At 67.7% G+C, this 16765-nt stretch carries 24 protein-coding genes; 9 read left to right on the top strand and 15 right to left on the bottom strand.

The window, feature by feature from the left end; translation table 11 throughout:
- Positions 1–125 precede the first annotated feature (125 nt).
- Complete coding sequence (locus RIN18_RS10880) at positions 126–1274, top strand: alpha/beta fold hydrolase (RefSeq protein ID WP_309103993.1); 1149 nt, start codon at positions 126–128, stop codon at positions 1272–1274.
- On the opposite strand, the gene RIN18_RS10875 is transcribed toward RIN18_RS10880, so the two are convergent.
- Positions 1271–1987, bottom strand: coding sequence for a MerR family transcriptional regulator (locus RIN18_RS10875; RefSeq protein WP_309103992.1), 717 nt, complete (start codon positions 1985–1987; stop codon positions 1271–1273). The two genes, RIN18_RS10880 and RIN18_RS10875, sit on opposite strands and share 4 nt — an antisense overlap.
- An 85-nt stretch (positions 1988–2072) precedes the next feature.
- On the opposite strand from RIN18_RS10875, the gene RIN18_RS10870 reads away from it, so the two are divergent.
- The gene (locus RIN18_RS10870) at positions 2073–2519 is read left to right on the top strand and encodes a DUF6194 family protein (protein ID WP_309103991.1); all 447 of its coding nucleotides are present in this window, start codon (positions 2073–2075) and stop codon (positions 2517–2519) included.
- Positions 2520–2526: 7 nt separating this feature from the next.
- Positions 2527–3066, top strand: coding sequence for a putative immunity protein (locus RIN18_RS10865; RefSeq protein WP_309103990.1), 540 nt, complete (start codon positions 2527–2529; stop codon positions 3064–3066).
- Between the two features lie 40 nt (positions 3067–3106).
- On the opposite strand, the gene RIN18_RS10860 is transcribed toward RIN18_RS10865, so the two are convergent.
- Genes RIN18_RS10860 through RIN18_RS10850 form a run of 3 tightly spaced genes read right to left on the bottom strand, consistent with a single transcriptional unit; the run spans position 3107 to position 4476 of the window.
- Positions 3107–3778 carry a cation transporter gene (locus RIN18_RS10860; RefSeq protein ID WP_309103989.1) on the bottom strand — a complete coding sequence of 224 codons (672 nt, stop codon included), beginning with the start codon at positions 3776–3778 and terminating at the stop codon, positions 3107–3109.
- Positions 3775–4110, bottom strand: a complete 336-nt coding sequence (locus RIN18_RS10855; protein WP_309103988.1) for a metalloregulator ArsR/SmtB family transcription factor — start codon at positions 4108–4110, stop codon at positions 3775–3777. Before RIN18_RS10855 ends, RIN18_RS10860 begins: the two co-directional genes overlap by 4 nt.
- Positions 4111–4143: 33 nt before the next feature.
- Positions 4144–4476: a hypothetical protein gene (locus tag RIN18_RS10850; RefSeq protein ID WP_309103987.1), complete on the bottom strand. Its 333-nt coding sequence runs from the start codon at positions 4474–4476 to the stop codon at positions 4144–4146.
- A 97-nt stretch (positions 4477–4573) separates the two neighbouring features.
- Between RIN18_RS10850 and RIN18_RS10845 the strand changes: the two genes are divergently transcribed.
- Positions 4574–5020 carry a VOC family protein gene (locus RIN18_RS10845; protein WP_309103986.1) on the top strand — a complete coding sequence of 149 codons (447 nt, stop codon included), beginning with the start codon at positions 4574–4576 and terminating at the stop codon, positions 5018–5020.
- Between the two features lie 22 nt (positions 5021–5042).
- On the opposite strand, the gene RIN18_RS10840 is transcribed toward RIN18_RS10845, so the two are convergent.
- On the bottom strand, positions 5043–6452 hold the full coding sequence (locus RIN18_RS10840) for an MFS transporter (RefSeq protein ID WP_309103985.1): 1410 nt from the start codon (positions 6450–6452) through the stop codon (positions 5043–5045).
- Positions 6453–6536: 84 nt separating this feature from the next.
- Between RIN18_RS10840 and RIN18_RS10835 the strand changes: the two genes are divergently transcribed.
- Positions 6537–6998 (top strand): helix-turn-helix domain-containing protein, encoded by a 462-nt coding sequence (locus tag RIN18_RS10835; RefSeq protein WP_309103984.1) that lies wholly within the window; start codon positions 6537–6539, stop codon positions 6996–6998.
- A 90-nt stretch (positions 6999–7088) separates the two neighbouring features.
- Positions 7089–7829 carry an SDR family oxidoreductase gene (locus tag RIN18_RS10830; protein ID WP_309103983.1) on the top strand — a complete coding sequence of 247 codons (741 nt, stop codon included), beginning with the start codon at positions 7089–7091 and terminating at the stop codon, positions 7827–7829.
- Between the two features lie 33 nt (positions 7830–7862).
- Here RIN18_RS10830 and RIN18_RS10825 read toward each other — a convergent pair whose 3' ends face one another.
- Both RIN18_RS10825 and RIN18_RS10820 read right to left on the bottom strand, forming a co-directional pair.
- Positions 7863–8228 (bottom strand): DoxX family protein, encoded by a 366-nt coding sequence (locus RIN18_RS10825; protein ID WP_309103982.1) that lies wholly within the window; start codon positions 8226–8228, stop codon positions 7863–7865.
- 344 nt (positions 8229–8572) lie between these two features.
- Positions 8573–9481 (bottom strand): NAD(P)-binding domain-containing protein, encoded by a 909-nt coding sequence (locus RIN18_RS10820; RefSeq protein ID WP_309103981.1) that lies wholly within the window; start codon positions 9479–9481, stop codon positions 8573–8575.
- Positions 9482–9695: 214 nt separating this feature from the next.
- On the opposite strand from RIN18_RS10820, the gene RIN18_RS10815 reads away from it, so the two are divergent.
- Genes RIN18_RS10815 through RIN18_RS10805 form a run of 3 tightly spaced genes read left to right on the top strand, consistent with a single transcriptional unit; the run spans position 9696 to position 11262 of the window.
- Positions 9696–10166 (top strand): redoxin domain-containing protein, encoded by a 471-nt coding sequence (locus tag RIN18_RS10815; RefSeq protein WP_309103980.1) that lies wholly within the window; start codon positions 9696–9698, stop codon positions 10164–10166.
- Positions 10167–10176: 10 nt separating this feature from the next.
- Entirely contained in the window at positions 10177–10737 is a 561-nt protein-coding gene (locus RIN18_RS10810) for a sigma-70 family RNA polymerase sigma factor (RefSeq protein WP_309103979.1), read from the top strand.
- A gap of 51 nt (positions 10738–10788) precedes the next feature.
- The gene (locus RIN18_RS10805; RefSeq protein ID WP_309103978.1) at positions 10789–11262 is read left to right on the top strand and encodes a GNAT family N-acetyltransferase; all 474 of its coding nucleotides are present in this window, start codon (positions 10789–10791) and stop codon (positions 11260–11262) included.
- Here RIN18_RS10805 and RIN18_RS10800 read toward each other — a convergent pair.
- The 8 genes from RIN18_RS10800 to RIN18_RS10765 all read right to left on the bottom strand — a co-directional run bounded on the left by RIN18_RS10800 (position 11240) and on the right by RIN18_RS10765 (position 16712).
- Positions 11240–11599: a hypothetical protein gene (locus tag RIN18_RS10800; protein WP_309103977.1), complete on the bottom strand. Its 360-nt coding sequence runs from the start codon at positions 11597–11599 to the stop codon at positions 11240–11242. The two genes, RIN18_RS10805 and RIN18_RS10800, sit on opposite strands and share 23 nt — an antisense overlap.
- Before the next feature lie 41 nt (positions 11600–11640).
- The gene (locus RIN18_RS10795) at positions 11641–12258 is read right to left on the bottom strand and encodes an MFS transporter (protein WP_375163523.1); all 618 of its coding nucleotides are present in this window, start codon (positions 12256–12258) and stop codon (positions 11641–11643) included.
- A complete protein-coding gene (locus tag RIN18_RS10790) occupies positions 12243–13133 on the bottom strand; it encodes an MFS transporter (RefSeq protein ID WP_309103976.1) in 891 nt (296 codons plus the stop codon). Before RIN18_RS10790 ends, RIN18_RS10795 begins: the two co-directional genes overlap by 16 nt.
- Positions 13134–13308: 175 nt before the next feature.
- Positions 13309–14085 (bottom strand): TetR/AcrR family transcriptional regulator, encoded by a 777-nt coding sequence (locus tag RIN18_RS10785; RefSeq protein WP_309103975.1) that lies wholly within the window; start codon positions 14083–14085, stop codon positions 13309–13311.
- Between the two features lie 33 nt (positions 14086–14118).
- Positions 14119–14547: a hypothetical protein gene (locus RIN18_RS10780; protein ID WP_309103974.1), complete on the bottom strand. Its 429-nt coding sequence runs from the start codon at positions 14545–14547 to the stop codon at positions 14119–14121.
- Between the two features lie 99 nt (positions 14548–14646).
- Entirely contained in the window at positions 14647–15264 is a 618-nt protein-coding gene (locus tag RIN18_RS10775; RefSeq protein WP_309103973.1) for a M23 family metallopeptidase, read from the bottom strand.
- 30 nt (positions 15265–15294) lie between these two features.
- The gene (locus RIN18_RS10770) at positions 15295–15849 is read right to left on the bottom strand and encodes a hypothetical protein (protein WP_309103972.1); all 555 of its coding nucleotides are present in this window, start codon (positions 15847–15849) and stop codon (positions 15295–15297) included.
- Positions 15846–16712, bottom strand: coding sequence for an alpha/beta hydrolase (locus RIN18_RS10765; protein WP_309103971.1), 867 nt, complete (start codon positions 16710–16712; stop codon positions 15846–15848). The genes RIN18_RS10770 and RIN18_RS10765 overlap by 4 nt, the downstream gene beginning before the upstream one ends.
- Between the last annotated feature and the right edge of the window lie 53 nt (positions 16713–16765).

The raw sequence follows: 16765 nt of genomic DNA, 5'->3' as shown, positions 1-16765 counted from the left end.
TGCTACCATTCTCAATTGTGCAATCATTCGATTATCAGCGCACTGCTGAGCATCTGCTGCAGTCGATGTCGCAGCATCGGTACAGGGCCGCACGGAACCTGTTCACGCGGTCGGTGCGACGCCGCATGTCGGCATCTGTTCTGGCTGCCGGTTGGCGGAGCGTCGTCGTCTCGCTGGGGGACGACGTGGAGGTCGGTCGCGCAATCGCCTACCGCACCGAGAAGCCGATGATCGTCCACGTGCCACTCCGGGTCGGAGACCGCTCCTTGAGCGCATACATTCACTTCGGCGACTCCGATCGTGTATCCGACCTGCAGGTCCGCCCTTCACTCGAGGAGTGGACTCCCCCCCACTACGCACCTGTCGATGTCACCGACACCCAGCTCGTTCTGCGAACACCTCGGACCGGGGTCGGCGCGACGTTGACCGTGCCGTCGGCGCCGACACCGCCGCCGGTCGCCATCCTTCTGATGGGCGGTGGACCGTTCGACCGCGACGGCACCGTCGGTGGCAACCGGATCGGCCGAGATATCGCGCTGGGACTGGCGGGGGCGGGAATCGCGAGCATCCGCTATGACAAGCCATCGTTCGTCGATCCCCAGTTGAGAGAGGATCCTGCCTTCACCCCCTCCCTCGACTACCTTCACCCGGTCCTTTCGTCGATCACCGAGGTCCGCCGTCGCGACGACCTCGACCCGAGTCGGATCTGGCTCGTCGGGCACAGTATGGGAGGGCGATACGCCCCTCGGGTCGCATCCGAGATCGAAGGAATCGCAGGTCTCGTGCTGCTCGCAGCCGATGCGGCACCCATGCAGGAGTCGGCTACGCGCGTAGCGCGCCATCTCGCGGCCCAGTCGGACGCGCCGCGTCACGCATCGGCGATGGTGCGTCGGATGGAACGCGCGGCCGCAGTCGTGAACTCGGATCGGCTCAGCCTCCGAACACCGCGCCGGAAGCTGCCTCTGAATCTGAGCCCGGGAACATGGCTCGAACTGCGCGACGACGATCCTGTGGCGGTGGCGGCGCGCCTCACCACGCCCATGCTGCTCCTCCAAGGAGGTCGGGACTATCAGGTCACCGAGCATGACGATCTTTCTCGCTGGCGAGCAGGGCTGACGGGCAAGCCCAACGTGGAGTTTCGTGTCCTCCCCCGCGACGATCACTTCTTCTTCCCCGGCGATGCCCCTTCCACTCCAGCCGGGTACGAATCAGCGCAGCACGTCGATCCTGAAGCGATCAGGTCGACAGCCGCCTTCATCAAAGCCAAACGCTAGGGAACTTCCATCCTGTCGGAGGTGCGAGCACCCGTGAGAATCGCATGCAGATGGCCCGCGGCATCCAGCAGCGCGACGCTGCGCCTGGTCAGCTCTCGCAGCCGCTCATCGAGCAGGCGTCTCGCCTCGGCCGTGAGCCCCCGGGAGCGCAGCTGATCGAGGATGCGGGAGATCGGCGGCAGGGGGTAGCCGCCGACTCGGAGGGCTGCGACGACGCGTGCCTCGGAGATCGCCCGCGCGCCGTAGCTCCGCACGCGAGCTGCGGTCGTGCGGTCGGGGCTGACGAGCCCCTCGGCTTCCCAGTGGCGAAGAGCGGAGGTGCGGATGCCGAGGGCGCTCGCCAGTTCGCCGATCGTCATCGCATCGCGGTCGTTGAAGACGGCGGTCCGGTCTTCGAGGATGGCGTCGAGGCCGCGCAGCGCTTCGCGCACGAGAGCGCGACCGCGGGCGATCGCGACGTGAAGGTCGTCGATCTTCTCGGCGGCGTCTTCGACGGAGCCCGAGAGGAGTTTCGGCATCAGCTGCCGTGCCGGCACCGGTCCGATGGCTGCGGCAAGGGCGCGGTACGCGCGGAGGGCGTCGAGGTGAGCGCGGTGGTAGCGGCGGTATCCGTTCGCGCGGCGCTCCGCGCTCGGGATGACGCCGAGGCGCTCAAGGTCGCGCACCTGCTGCGTCGAGTACCCGACGAGCCGGCTGATTGCTGCGGTCGTCATTCCAGGGTCTTGAGGGTTGACCATCGTCATCGCCTTGCTTCCGGTGCCGAAGTCCACATAAGCACATCAAGGTGACGATTGAAGCATGAAGATGCAGGAGATCATCGATATCGTTCGCGGCTTCGACGGTTCGCTCGCCGTCACCCCGCACGAGGGCAGCGCATTTCCCGAACTGGCCTGGGGAGACGCGTTCTTCTTCTACGCGCCCGACGGGATCATGCCCGAACGCACTCAGCCATACGGAACCATCATCACGAAGGATTATCCCGACGACGAACGGTCCGCCCTCGGCTCCGCCGGTCGCTTCCGGGTGAACATCCACATCGGACGCGATCGGGCCACGGAACTCGCGCTGGTAGACGGAGATCCGGCTCGGACCGACGCTCTGTTCCCGCATCCGCTCTACGGCGATGCCGGATGGGTCTCGGTGGTGAATCCCGCGGGGATGACAGCGGATGCGGTCATCGGCCTGCTGCGGCAGGCGCACGATGATGCTCGGGTGCGTTGGACCCGTCGCGCGGGACGGAGGTGAAGCGTCCATGGCATCGCCGCAGTCGCTGAGCGAGTCCGACCGCCGTGTTGTCGCCGGCTGGGCAGCCGACTGCGCCGCGCACGTCCTCGCCCTGTTCGAAGCCGAGGCGCCCGACGACACCCGGCCCCGTGAGGCGATCGACCGCGCTCGCGGATTCGCCCGCGGCGAGCGCGGCGTCGCCGAGGAGATCCGCCAGCGCTTCGCCGGGGGCGGTGCGGCCCGTGATGTGAGCGCGCCGGCAGCCGTTGCGGCCGCTCGTGCCGCGACCCAGGCTGCGGCGGTCGCCCACATGGGGGCGCATGCGCTCGGCGCCGCCGCATACGCGGCGAAGGCAGCGGGGCTTGCCTCTCCCGGCCGGTCGGATGCCGTGGCGGACGAGATCCGCTGGCAACTCGACCAGATGACCCCTGAGGTCGCCGCGGCGCTGCGCCGTCTTCCGGCCGTCGGTCATGACTCGGCGGGTCCGCTCGGCCCGGGCTTGCTGGGAAGCGGTCTGCTCGCCTCGATCATCGGCGAGCTCCAGCGCGCACTCGCGGCGTTCGCGTAGCCGGCCCGCCGGCCGCTCGGCGATGTCGCGAGGCGTGCGCTCAATGGTGATGGTGGTCGTGCTCGTCATGGTCGTCGCCGTCGAGCAGCATCCCGACCGACGTCGCACAGGCGTCGCCCCGCCAGGCCTCGAGTCCCTCACGCACGGCGAAGCCTGCGATGACGAGCCCTGCGATCGCATCGGCCCACCACCAGCCGTACAGGCTGTTGAGCACCAGGCCGATCAGTACGGCGGCCGACAGGTAGGCGCAGATCAGGGTCTGCTTCGAGTCGGCGATCGCCGTCGCCGAGCCGAGTTCACGGCCCGCTCTGCGTTCGGCCATCGAGAGCAACGGCATCACCACGACGCTCACGGCGGTGACGGCTATGCCGACCGGCGAATGGTCGACCTCGGCGCGGGAGATGAGCGCGGCCACGGAGCTCACGATCACGAAGGCGGCGAGCGCAAAGAAGGCGATCGCGATCACCCGCAGGGTGGGCTTCTCCCAGCGTTCCGGATCACGCCGGGTGAACTGCCAGGCCACCGCCGCAGCGGAGAGCACCTCGATCGTCGAGTCGAGCCCGAACCCGATGAGCGCCGCCGACGACGCGATCGAGCCGGCGGTGATCGCGATCGCCGCTTCCACGATGTTGTAGGCGATCGTCGCCGCGACGATCCAGCGGATCCGCCGCTGCAGTATCGCGACGCGGACCGAGGGTGGCGCCGTGGTCATGCGCAGCACTCGCACGCCTCGTCGACGCAGGGTGCACCGTCGTCGACGGCGACCACGGCCTCGAGGAGCTTGTGCAGACCGCGGGCCAGATGCGGGTCTGCGATCTCGTACCGAGTCCGCCTGCCCTCGGGCATGGCGGTCACCAGGCCGCAGCCCCGCAGGCACGCCAGATGATTGGAGACGTTGGTGCGCGTGAGATCGAGATCGTGCGCCAGTTCTGCCGGGTAGCCCGGTGAATCCAGAAGCGCCAGCAGGATCCGCGATCGCGACGGGTCAGCCATCGCACGGCCGAGGCGGTTCATGACATCGAGGCGAGACACAATGGTCAGCATGTGCTGACTATACAGCGATAGCTGACCTATTGCTCAACTGGCGCGGTCGCGCCGGCGGAACCGGCGCCGGCTGACGGCATCGGCCTCGCCGGTGAGGGCCGCGATGGCGTTGTCGAACACGAGCGTCTGCATGACCTCGGTCGCCCGGTCGTAGCGGGCGCCGGCCATCACCACGAAGACGGCCCCGACGATGTCGATGTATCCGAGGACGTCGGCTCCGTCGCGCACGACGTAGCGCTCCGGACCCGTGCGCTCCCATCGCACCCTGGCACTGTCTGCCGGCGAGGAGAGCGGACGCCGCGGCGGCAGTGCCTGAAGCGTGGGAAGCATCTCAGACCGCAGTGCGGTCTCTTCGATCAGCGTCATCGTGTCTCCTCGTCCGATGCTCGTGCCTGATCATGCCTCTGAATACGGTTCTGCGTCGCGGGGCTTGACGCGACAGCGCGTCCCGGATAATGGCGTCATGGACGAATCCGAGGTCACACCCGCAACCCCCAACCGAGTACGGCAGATGCGTGTGGTCGTGGAGGTGGAGGACCTCGACGCCGCCGTGGCGTTCTACCGAGACGCGCTGGGGCTTCCCGAGCACCTCGTGGTGGACAGCGAGGGCGGCGCCCGGGTCGTCATCCTCGAAGCCGGATCCGCGACGCTGGAGCTGTCGAACCCGGCACAGGTGAAGCTGATCGATGCGGTCGAGGCCGACGGCATCCCGAGCGCGCGAATCCGCATCGCCTTCGAAGTCGACGACAGCGCGGCGGTCACCGATCAGCTGGTCGAGGCCGGCGCCGAACTGGTCGCCTCTCCCCGTGAGACGCCCTGGCGTTCGCTCAACTCCCGGCTGCAGGCGCCGGCAGACCTGCAGGTCACGCTCTTCCAGGAGCTCGACCCGCCGGCATCCCCCACCCCGTAGTCCGACGCGGGGGATGCGCCGATCATCGCGTTCGCCGGCGAACTCCGAACAGCATGATGACGGTGGCGAGAGCCACTGCTCCGAGCGGCACGACGAGCGCACTGCGGTACACCTCGAGCATGGCTGCGGGGTCATCGACGGCGGAGGCGAAGCCGACGATGCTCGCCACGACCGAGAGTCCGAGCGCTCCACCGAACTGGAACATCGTGTAGAAGATCCCGCCGGCGAGACCCTGCTCTTCTTCGGCGACATCGTCGGTCGCGGCGATCGTGAGCGGACCGTACACGAGCGTGAACGCCAGACCCAGGACGATGACCGAGGGCAGCATGGCGGCATAGGTCCAGTCCATCTGGAGCGGAAGAATCAGCGCATAGGCGAGCACGGCGAGCAGGAGCCCTCCGACGATGACGGGGATCCTGCCGAAACGCTTCACCAGGATCGGGGTGACCGTCGGGGTGAGGACCGTGTCGATCGCGATGACGATGAGCAGCAGGCTGGTCTGGATGGCCGACCAGCCGAGCAGCTCCTGCAGGAAGAGAACGAGAACGAACTGGAAGCTGGAGTAGGCGGCCGAGAAGAGAAGCGACGACGCGTTCGCCCGCAGCAGCGGTCCTGACCTGAGGATGCCCAGGCGCACCAGCGGACTGCGCGATCGGCGCTCGATCACGACGAAGGACGCCAGCAGCACCGCGACGAGGGCGAGGGACCCCAGCGTCAATTCGAGCCCGACGTGCGGAGCGCGTTCGATGCTGAACACCAGCAGCAGTATCGCGCTGGTGATCGCGAGCGCACCGGGGGTGTCGAGCCGTCCGCGCCCGGTTTGAGCTGGGGTCCTGGGGATGAAGACAACAGCGGCGACGAAGATCGCGGTCGCGAGGATCACCGGGACGAAGAAGACCCAACGCCATCCGATTGCGGTGAGCAGACCGCCGATCACGAGGCCGAGCGAGAATCCGCCCGCAGCCGTACCCGAATAGAACAGCAGCGCCCGATCGCGGAGAGCCCCCTCGGCGAACGTCGTCGTGATGATCGACAGGCCGGCCGGAGTCATGAACGCCGCCGTCACACCGGTGACGAACCGGGCGAGGATCAGCATCCACCCCTCGCTCGCGAGCCCCCCGAGTCCGGAGAAGACGATGAACAGCGCGAGTGCGATCAGGAACACTCGGCGCCGGCCGAACAGGTCTGCGACGCGACCACCGAGGAGCATGAATCCGCCGTAGCCGAGCACGTATGCGCTCATCACCCACTGCAGCTCACCGGTGGCGAGTCCGAGGTCGGCGCGGATGGCGGGCAGCGCCACGGTCAGCATCCCCACGTCCGCCCCCTCGAGGAAGATCGCACCGCAGAGCACGAGAAGCGCGCCCCACCCCTTCGCTCCCATCCGAGGTCGCGGTGCCGCGGGAGCGGCGGCGAGTGCGCTTTCTGCCATCATCAGTTCCTTTCACGATGTCCGGTTACTTCTTGTAACCGGACTCATCCTGAGTCACTATTGGGAACTGTGGAAGAAGGCACTTTGAACTCATCCGGTTACTGCCGGGATACCGAGGGCGACGCGCACCAGTGGGACACCCGCGAGGACTGCGACGTGCGGCAGATCCTGGACCGGGTCGCCGACAAGTGGTCGCTGCTGACGATCGCGCTGCTCGAACGGCGTTCGCTGCGCTTCACGGAGTTGCGCCGCGCGATCGACGGCGTCAGCCAGCGCATGCTCACCCAGACGCTTCGCCACCTCGAGCGCGACGGGATCGTGAAGCGGACCGTCTGGGCGACGGTGCCGCCTCGCGTCGACTACGAGCTCACCCCGCTCGGCGCGACGCTGTACGGCACGATCAAGTTGCTCGTCGACTGGACCGAGGAGCATCAGGGCGAGATCGCCGAGGCGCGCAATCGCTACGACGCCCAGCATGCGGAGGAAACCCGGCTGATGGGCGCCGGCCTGCCGCCCGCGGATCGCCTGGTGGCGACGACCGCGTGATCTTCACCGCCTGGGTCCGATGAGCTCGCGGCGCGGAGAGGTGCGCGAAGATGGAGGCAGACCGCAGGATCCGCAGGCGAGGGAGTGAGCATGGCCACGACCGCATCGTTCGTCGTCACCGGAGGAGCGCGCGGCATCGGGTGGGTGATCGCCCAGCACCTCGCCGCTGTCGGGCCCGTGGTCGTGCTCGACACGGATGCCGGTCACAGCGAGGATCCTCGCATCCGGTTCGTTCAGGGCGATGTTGCCAGCGCGGAGGATGCCGTCGCCGCCGCGCGGCTCGCGGAGGAGAGCGGCCCGTTGACCGGCTGGGTGAACAACGCCGCCGTGTTCCGCGATGCGGGACTCGCGACCGCATCCGCCGACGAGATCTCCTCGCTGGTGCGCACGAACCTCGATCTGGCGATCGTCGGCTGCCACACCGCGGTGCAGCACTTCCTCACCCACTCGCGCGCCGGATCGATCGTCAACGTCTCCTCTCACCAGGCGCAGCGCCCGGTTCGCGGCGCACTGCCCTACGCGACAGCGAAGGCCGCGATCGAAGGCCTCACCCGCGCCGCCGCCGTCGACCACGGCCCGCACGGCATCCGCGTCAACGCCGTGGCGTTGGGCTCGGTGGCGACGGCGCGCTACGAGGGCTATCGGAGCGAGCACCCCGAGGCGGATCGACAGATCGCGGCCCTTCACCCGATCGGCCGCATCGGTCAGCCGCAAGAGGTCGCAGAGGCCGTGGAGTTCCTGCTCTCGGCGAAGGCGGCGTTCATCACCGGTACCGTCCTACCCGTCGACGGCGGGCGCGCCGCGCTCGGGCTCGACCCCGAAGCGGTCTGAAGCGGCGAGCGCGGATGGCCACCACTGCCCGCGTCAACCGAGGAGGATCACGCCGAGGCCGCCGGCGGCTGCGGACAGCACAGCGAGCACCGACGGAACCACATAGGCCTCGCTGCGGCGAGCATGGGTGACGGCGGCGCCGACCATCAGCAATGCCAGCGCGAAGGCGACGGAGGGGCCGAGGAATGGAAGGATGCCGAGCAGCACCGGGAGGATCATGCCGGCGGCGCCCACGACCTCTGCGCCTCCGATCAGTTTGATCTGAGCGCGCGTGAAGTCGTCGACGTAGCCCATACCCGCCCCGGCGAGCGCCGCCTTCGACCGAACCAGCTTGCTCAGACCGGCGGCCAGGAACAGCGCTGCAAGCGACCCGGTGATCACCCAGTATGCGATCCACATGACGCGTTTCTCCCTTCTTCGACGGCGCGCTCTGCGCCCATCGTTGCGATCTTCGTTCGGTCGAGCGAAGGCGGCATCCGCCGATCGGAGGATGCCGCCAGGTCAGCGACAAGCCGCCAGTCGAGCGCTCAGCTCTGCCTCACATGATCACCGTTCATGTGTTGCGCGCCGGAAGATTCATGCCGCAAAACTACGCGGGAGGATCCTGGTCCTTCTTCCTCTCTGAGGCGACAGTCGACGTCGTGCGCGGGCGACCGGATGCTCGACATCGCGGCCTCCTGGTCCTGGCGGCCATTCCCACTCGGGGTCGTGCGGGAGCAGGGCAGCACCGGTGCGCCGAGCGCTCAGGCGGTGGCGGCGCCCGTTTCCGCGGCGCGCGGATCGCGGATGCCGTCGATGATGCGCGTCCAGCTGTCCTGTCCCTTTCCGTCGTCCACCACCCGTCGGTAGTGACCGAGCACGGCACGGGGAAGGGCGAGATCGAGCCCTGCCTCTTCGCTGGCTTGGACGATGTGATCGGCTGTCGCTCCCATCATCGTCGCCGTCGCCATCTCGCCAGGGTGGACTCCCGCGTCGATGTCCTTCCCGATCGCCTCGACCATGCCGAGTTCGGGTGTCGCCCGGTGGATGCCGATGAGGTGCGGCAGTGCCTCGGTCGCCGACATCCCGGCAGAGTTCAACAGCGCCGTCGCCTGCATCAGCGCGGACAGACTCGTGAGGAACACGTGGAGCTGCGCCTGATACATCAGTTGCGCCAGGGAAATCTCCTCGCCGAGGTAGAGCGGGGAGGCGATGACCGACAGCGTCTCCTCGATGCGCTCGAACACGTCCGATGGGCCGCTGTAGTACGCCGACGCCGCCTCGGTGCCGATCATCTCCGCCGGCACCATGACGCCGCCGACGATCAGCGTCGCACCGTGCGCTGACGCCCATTCCGCCGCTGCCCTGGTCTTGGCGGGACCTTCCGAGCTGAGGTTCACGAGTGTGCGGCCGCTGAGGGCATCGGTGTGCTCACCGAGGATGTCCCACATCGCCTGGTAGTCGGTGAGGCTCAGCAGCACGAGGTGGCTGGCGCGCAGCGCCTCGGCCGGGCTGTCGGCGCGGACGGCGCCGGCGGCGACGAGGTCATCCGCACGCGAGGCCGTTCTGTTCCACACCGTGACCGGATGCCCCGCCGCGAGAAGGGCACGGGCCATGGCCTGCCCCATCGGACCCAGTCCGATCATCGTGACCGCTTGCTTGTCGTTCGACATTCGTGTGCTCCTCCTTGCCGTGGTGATCGTTTCGTCCATTGTCACGAGAACTCGGCGTGCAGGGGAAGTACCCACTATTTTCTGCGGTACTTACCTTTCGGTGCGTGGTCTTGGCCGGAACGGTCGTCGCGGTGCGAATCCTTTTCCGGCTCCCACGCCTCTTCTCAGTGAGACCCCCGAACTCCGGGGCGTCCCCAGCCGAGAGGATGAGCAGATGATCGCAGCAGGCCAGCTGGTTCCAGACCTGGCGTTGACCGACACTGACGGGGTCAGCTACCGCCTTCGAGACCTTTACGCCGAGAGCGCAGTCCTGATCTACTTCATGCGACACACCGGGTGCCCCGTCTGCAACAGGCACGTCCAGCGCCTGGCGGCGAGCGCGGCGAGATTCACCGAGCGCGGCGTGACAGTGCTCGTCGCGGTGCCGGAAGATGCCGATACGGCGGCTCGATGGGCATCTCGGAAGCGACTGCCCTTCGCTGTCGTCAGAGGCACCGGGCGCTCGCCGCACGAGACCATGGAACTCACGCGCAAGCTCTTCGGCTCGATGCAGCAGTCCGGCACCGTGCTCATCGCCCGCGGAGGCGAGATCCGCTATCTGGAGGTCGCAACCGTCCCCACCGGCGGTTACTCGCCACGAGCCGCCGACGAGGCCGTCGTTGCCCTCGAGGCCTCAGCGAGATAGCGTGCCGATCGTGACGACGAATGCAAGCACCTGGCCACCAGACGGCACTGTCGTCTCGGCGCAGGGCGGCGACGTCGATGCGCTCACCGCCGTGGTGGCCACCTCTCACCCCCACGTCCTCCGGTTCGCCAGAGCGGTCTGTCATAGCGAGCAGGACGCGGAGGACGCGACTCAGGAAGCGCTGCTCATCCTGTATCGCAAGGTCGGAACACTACGCGCTCCTGCTGCCCTCGCCGGGTGGATGTACCGAATCGTCCGCAATGAATGCCTGCGCCGCATCGCCGCGGGCCGCCGGTGGCGGCACGAGTCGATCGACGTGGCCGACCAGCTGCCGGGAGTCCAGTCGACCGAGGACGAGGTGGTCCGACGCCTTGCAAGCGAGCGCATCGCGGTGCTCGTCGCGCAACTGCCGGACGATCAACGTCATGTTCTTCTTCTTCGTGACGCATACGGCTTTTCCGGCACGCACGTCGCCGCCCACCTCGGTCTGAGCATCCCGGCCATGAAGTCACGCTTGCATCGAGCTCGAGCTGCCGTCCGTGAAGGTCTGCTCGAGTACCGGGTGGCGTAGCGCTTCATCAGGTCACCTCGACACCCGGAGCAGCCTTTAGACTCTCACCCCGTGGATGCTGTGATTCGAACGGCGAACGTCGCAGATGATGCCGAATTGGCGCGCATCGACTACGAATCCTGGGCACCGGTGAACTCTCCGTCACCGCTCTGGGAACGCTCTCGTCCTTTCTTCGGCGAGCAGACCCGAACGTCCCCGGCCGACGTGCTCGTGGCGCAACGAACAGGCATCGTGCTGGGATACGTGAAGCTGCGGCGAATCGACGACTCGACTGTCCGCCTGGCTGGTCTCGCCGTCGATAGACGAGCACGCCGCGCGGGGATCGGTCAGGGTCTGCTCTCGGCGGCGCTCGCAGAAGCGAGAACCAGAGGTTACACGCGCGCGGACCTGAAGGTTCTCGGGTCGAATCACGTGGCTCTCGAGCTCTATCGACGCGCCGGCTTCGTGGAGCTCGAGCGCGTGCCCGGCCGATTCGTGATCGAGGGAAGGAAGGTCGACGACCTCACCCTCGCGATCGCTCTGTAGCGCGCCACCGAGTCACCCCGTCTGGCACGCGTCGCGCAACCAGGGATGCGGCGAAGCCCGCGCCCAGGATGATCACGAGCGCGCCGTCCCAGGCCACTGCCTCGAGTGCACCGGGAATCCCGGCTCCCAGCCCCAGGGCCGCCGCGGTGAGCACGAGCTTGTTGGCGATGACGATGAGCCAGAGGGCTGGCGATGTCATCGGGCGGAACGCGATGAAGGTGAAGATTCCGGCGAACGTGAGCAGGCCGATGGCCCGCCAGATCTCGGCCATGAGCACCGATTCATCGAGTGACGCGAGCGAGAGCACGCTGGTCGCTCCGGCCAGGATCGCCAGCACCGCGGCGAGCGCGGCTAGCGCCGAGCTGATGCGCGAGGCGATTACTGCGCGGGCCCTTCCGTGTCGGCATCCACGGTTCGGCGGACGAAGAACCCCATCGCGATCGAGACGAGCGAAACGATCGCCCCGGCGAGGAAGGCCGCGCGTACGCCCATCTCATCAGCTCGGGATTCGGCGACCCCGGAACCGATGGCGCTCGCGGTCACGGCCGTGAGCACCGTGACGAGCAGCGCCGTGCCTGCGGCGCCCGCGAGCTGCTGCGCGGTGCCGATGACGGCTGAGCCGTGCGAGTACAGCTGCGGTTGCAGCGAGCCGAGAGCCGTGGCGAACAGCGGCGTGAACATCGGGGCGAGTCCGGCGCACAGGGCGATGTGCGCGACGAGGACGACCGGCACCGGTGTGGTGACCCCGAACGTGGCCATCGTCCACAGCGCCGCGCTCACGACGACCGTGCCCGGGATCAGCAGCGGCCGAGGGCCGCGCTTGTCGTAGATGCGGCCGATGACGGGTCCGAGCAGACCCATCAGCAGGCTGCCCGGCAACAGCATGAGCCCGGTCGCCAGCGGATCGAGGACGAGCACCGACTGCAGGTAGAGCGGCAGCACGATGAGCGTTCCGAACATCGACGCCATCGCGATCGCCATCATGACGATCGCAATCGTGAAGCCGCTCGAGCCGAAGACGCGCGCAGGTCGAGAAGGGCCCGGTCGTGGCGTTGCAGCTCGATCTGTCGCAGTACGAACGCGGTGAGGGCGAGCACACCCACTCCCAGCGGCAGCCAGAAGGGGATGAGCTCGTGACCGCGTGCTGCTTCGGCGATGCTGCTGAGCCCGTAGATGAGTCCCGCGAACGCGAAGGCGGACAGCACCACCGAGAGTGCGTCGATGCGTGACTTCTTCGGATCGGTGACGTCCACGATGCGCGCGGCTCCGAGCAGAAGAGCCGCGACGGCGATCGGCAGCACGAAGATGAACATCCACCGCCAGTCGAAGAATGTCAGGATGAGTCCGGAGATCGTCGGGCCGACGGCGGGTGCGACCGACATCACGATCGAGATGTTCCCCATGGTCCTGCCTCGGCGCGCCGGCGGGACGAGCGTCATGATGGTCGTCATCAGCAGCGGCATCATGATCGCTGTGCCGCTCGCCTGGATGATGCGGCCGACCAACAGCAGACCGAAGCCCGGCGCGACGGCACAGATGAGTGTGCCGGCGCTGAACAACCCCATCGCCGCGAAGAAGATCGCGCGGGTCGAATACCGCTGCAGCAGGAAGCCGGTGATCGGGATGACGACGGCGACGGTGAGCATGAACGCCGTCGTGAGCCATTGACCCACACTCGCGGTGATGTCGAGGTCGCTCATCAGACGGGGAAGCGCCACTCCCATGATCGTCTCATTCAGGATGACCACGAAGGCCGAGACGAGAAGCAGCGAGATGACGAGGCGATTGCGCGCCGAGTCGTCGGTCGCCGGCGCGACGACCGGGGCAGGTCCAGTCGCGGGGAGCGGGGTGACGAGGTCACGTTCTGGCATGGTTCTCCTTGAACTGTGCGCGCCCGAGCACACGGTCATGTCGGGGCAGTCGCCCATCATGCCCGGTACAGGGGGTCTTGCCACAAGCCCCCGCCTGCGCTATAAATTAAGAAGGGCGGAGAGTTGTCTTCTGACAACCCGCCCTTTGTCATGCCGGGCGTTGCGCTCGGCCGGCTCAGCTGTTCTCGGCCGCTCGGGCCGCCAGCTGCTCGAGGGCGTCCATGGTTCGCTCCAGGCCGAAGCGATACGCGTGATGCGCGTCATGAGCGCTGGCATGCGCGGCCCCTGCGGCTGCGCCGATGCGCTCGGCGAGCGGGTACGCGCTCGTGTCGATCTGCGAGAACAGCGGCTCGACGGCATCCCACCACTGCTGGTCATCGCCGCCGCCTGCCCGTTCGTTCGCACGCGCGCTGTGAATGTCGCGCGACGCGTTTCGCACGAAGCCGAGGAGGTAGGTGAGGGCATCGTCGGTTGCGACGTCGTCCAGACCCGAGCCGGTGAAGGCCGAGAGCTCGTAGTCGTACTTGACCATCTGCCCTGGTCCGAGCGGCGGCCGCTGAGTCGACAGTTCGGCAGCCCACGGGTGACGCTCGAACAGGTCGAGATTGCCGGCGGCAATCGCACGAACCCGTTGCTGCCACGGCACGTCTGCGAACGGCGGCCGGGGCATGGCGGCGTAGGCATCGTCGAGCATGAGGTCGAGGAGCTCGGCCCGGCCGGGCACGTACGTGTACAAGCTCATCGGCCGAACGTCGAGCCTCTCCGCCAGCCGGCGCATCGTCAGCGCGGTCAGACCGTCGGCATCGGCGAGCATCGTCGCCTCTTCGACGATCGCCTCGACGCTGAGTCCCCGCCGAGGGCCTCGGCGGGGACTCGGGTCGGTCGGAAGATGGGACCGCCACAGCAGCCTCAGGGTCGCTGCGGGGTCTCCGGAACCGGTGGCATCGCTCACCTGCTCATTCTCTCGTCAGATGAGCGACCGCGGTCACATGTGCTCGTGCCATCCGCCGGCGACCATCGTCTGGAACTTCCAGCCGTCGGACGTCCGCACCAGAAGATCGCCGTACCGCATCTGCGTCTGCGCCCCGTCGACCACGAAGGTGGCATCGGTGACGACGAAGCACAGTGCCGGCGACAAGAAGATCGGATGCCGGTTCGAGGTCATCTCGACGTCGCCCGAGCCCCCCACGACCTGCTGCATCTGGGCCAAGTACTTCTCGCGATCGCACTGTCCGATGACCGCGAAGCCGGAGGCGTCGTCGGTGACCTCGTTCAGCGGGAACGCCGCCATGTCGGCCATTCCCTCGAGATCGCCCGACCGAACCAGCCCGTCGTAGCGATCGAACCACTCCAGAATCTCCGCCGTGTCACCGAGAGAGGCCGCCCCCGCGGTCGCTGCTGCTGTATCCGTCATCTGTTCTCCGTTCATCGAGATCATCAGCGTACATTATACAACGTACAACGTACAGAGTTATTCCGAAGATTTGATGACGGGCCGCGCCGCCCGCGGCTATCACGCGGCGACGTCGATGATCTGGCGGTTCCGCGGCACGACGCCCCCGAACGAGAGCGGCACGGCGCGGGCGGCAGAGGGGTCAGGGTTGTCGAACGCCTGAACATGGAGGTGCGGCTCGGTACTGTTCCCCGAATTCCCGCATCGGCCCAGCACATCACCCGCCTCCACCTCCTGTCCTGGTCTCACCCGCAGACTGCCGCGCTGGAGATGGCAGAGCGCGACGACGATGCCGCCGCTCTCGATGAGGACGTGATTTCCGGCGAGCGACGGCCAGCCCGCTCGCACCCGACGAGGCTGGGTGAGCGCGTAGCCGATGGACGGCAGACCGCGATGCGCGTGATGGTCGTGTTCAGCGTCGTGCGTCGCGATCACGACTCCTCGAACAGGTGCCAGCACGTCGCGTCCGAAACCGGGGAACCTCTCGGGTGGTTCGGAGCGCACGAGCGAACCCAACCGGACGGGAGCCGTGCGACCCGCGGCATCGACGGGCACGAAGTCAATGGCGAACGAGGTCGCGAACACCGCTGTGCCGTGGCTGGGCACCCGATCGGCCGGACTGTTCTGAACCAGCCATCGCCCGGCGAACGGGTATCTGACCTCGAGTGGTGCGGCCAACAGATCCCTTTCCATGAGGTAGCCACCGCGTCACTGTGCCGGCAGGCATCCCCCGTCCATGATGTACCCGCCGGCTTCGATCACCACGGCATCGGCCGAGACCGCGCCGAAGATGCACCCGCCCTTCGGAGCGCCGGCGCCGAACAACACGGTGCCGTAGTCGTCGAGCATCTGGATGTCGCTGAGCCCTGCCCCTTCGATCGCCTTCTGCACCCCGTCGGCCGATACCGTGCCGCTCGCACGTACTTCTTCCAGAGCGATACGGAGCGGCCCGACCACCTCTTCGGCGGCGGCGCGGCTCTCGGTTGAGAGCTCCATCCGTTCGCGATGGCGGTCGTTCTGCGCCATCGCGTGATCCGGGTCGTAGGGCGCGCACTCCGGCGGCAGCTCGTGACCCTCGACCTTTGGGCACGCGGCTGTCGGTGTCGGTGTCGGGCTCGTTGCCCCCGGTGCCGGCTCTGCCGCGACGCCGGCGCACCCGGTGAGCAGCACCGCGAGCGTAAGGGCCACACCCAGCGGGCGAAATCCCGACGTCGCACTCGTCGCCCGGCCGGATCCGGCACTGCCGTACCAGGGCGGGTTCACGTCTGATCGAGGATTTCGCGGAGCTTGGCGGCGAACGCCTCGGGCTGGCCGGCGTATCCGAACTCGCCGCCCATGAACCCGCCGTGGTGGCTCGGGAAGACGACGGCCTCCTGGCCGAGCTGCTCTGCCAGAGCGATAGCGGTCCGACCTGTGTACACCTTCATCGACTCCTCCCCGACCGCGACCACGATCCGGGTCGGCGCCGCCTTCAACGCCTCGAGATCCGGTCGGAAGAGCGGCACCGCCCAGGATCGGTCGGAAAGCAGCGGGTCTTCGCGCGTGCCGTCGTCGTCGGTCGGCATCCCGAACGCAGCGGGGTCCGGCGCCGGTTGCGCGAGGAACTCATCGGTGATCTCCCCCTCCCAGGAGGTCATCGCGATGAACGCTGCCATTCCGGCGCCCCACCCCTTGTCCTGATACACCTGGGTGTAGGCCACGCGGGCTCGATGGACGGCGTCGGCATCGGGCAGGACGCTGTCGATCGGCGGCTCGTGGGCGACCAGCGTCGCCACGTCGCGAGGATGCGCCGTGACCAGCGCGAGCGCGGTCACCGCTCCGCCGCTGCTGGCGAGCATGTCGACGGGCCCTGCCCCGAGAGCCTCGATGATCGCGTGGACGTCCTCGGCCTGGACCTCCGGCTCGTTCGTGACCACCCCGTCTTTGCGGGTGCTCCGCCCGAGGCCGCGCGGGTCATAGGTCACGACAGTGCGGTCCGCGAACAGGTTCACCTGCGCTTGGAAGCCGCTCGCATCCATCGGCTGGCCGATCATCATGAGCGGCGGGCGACCGTCAGCGGTCGGCAGCGGCCCGTGAACGTCGTAGACCAGGTCGACCTCGGGCAGTTCGAGCGTGTGTTGACTCACTGGCGTCTCCTCCGTGGCGAACGATCTCCCTGGATCGTACGACCCGGACTCCG

Source organism: Microbacterium sp., from assembly GCF_031179285.1.
Taxonomy (GTDB): Bacteria; Actinomycetota; Actinomycetes; order Actinomycetales; family Microbacteriaceae; genus Microbacterium.
This window is presented reverse-complemented; position numbering and strand designations above follow the sequence as displayed.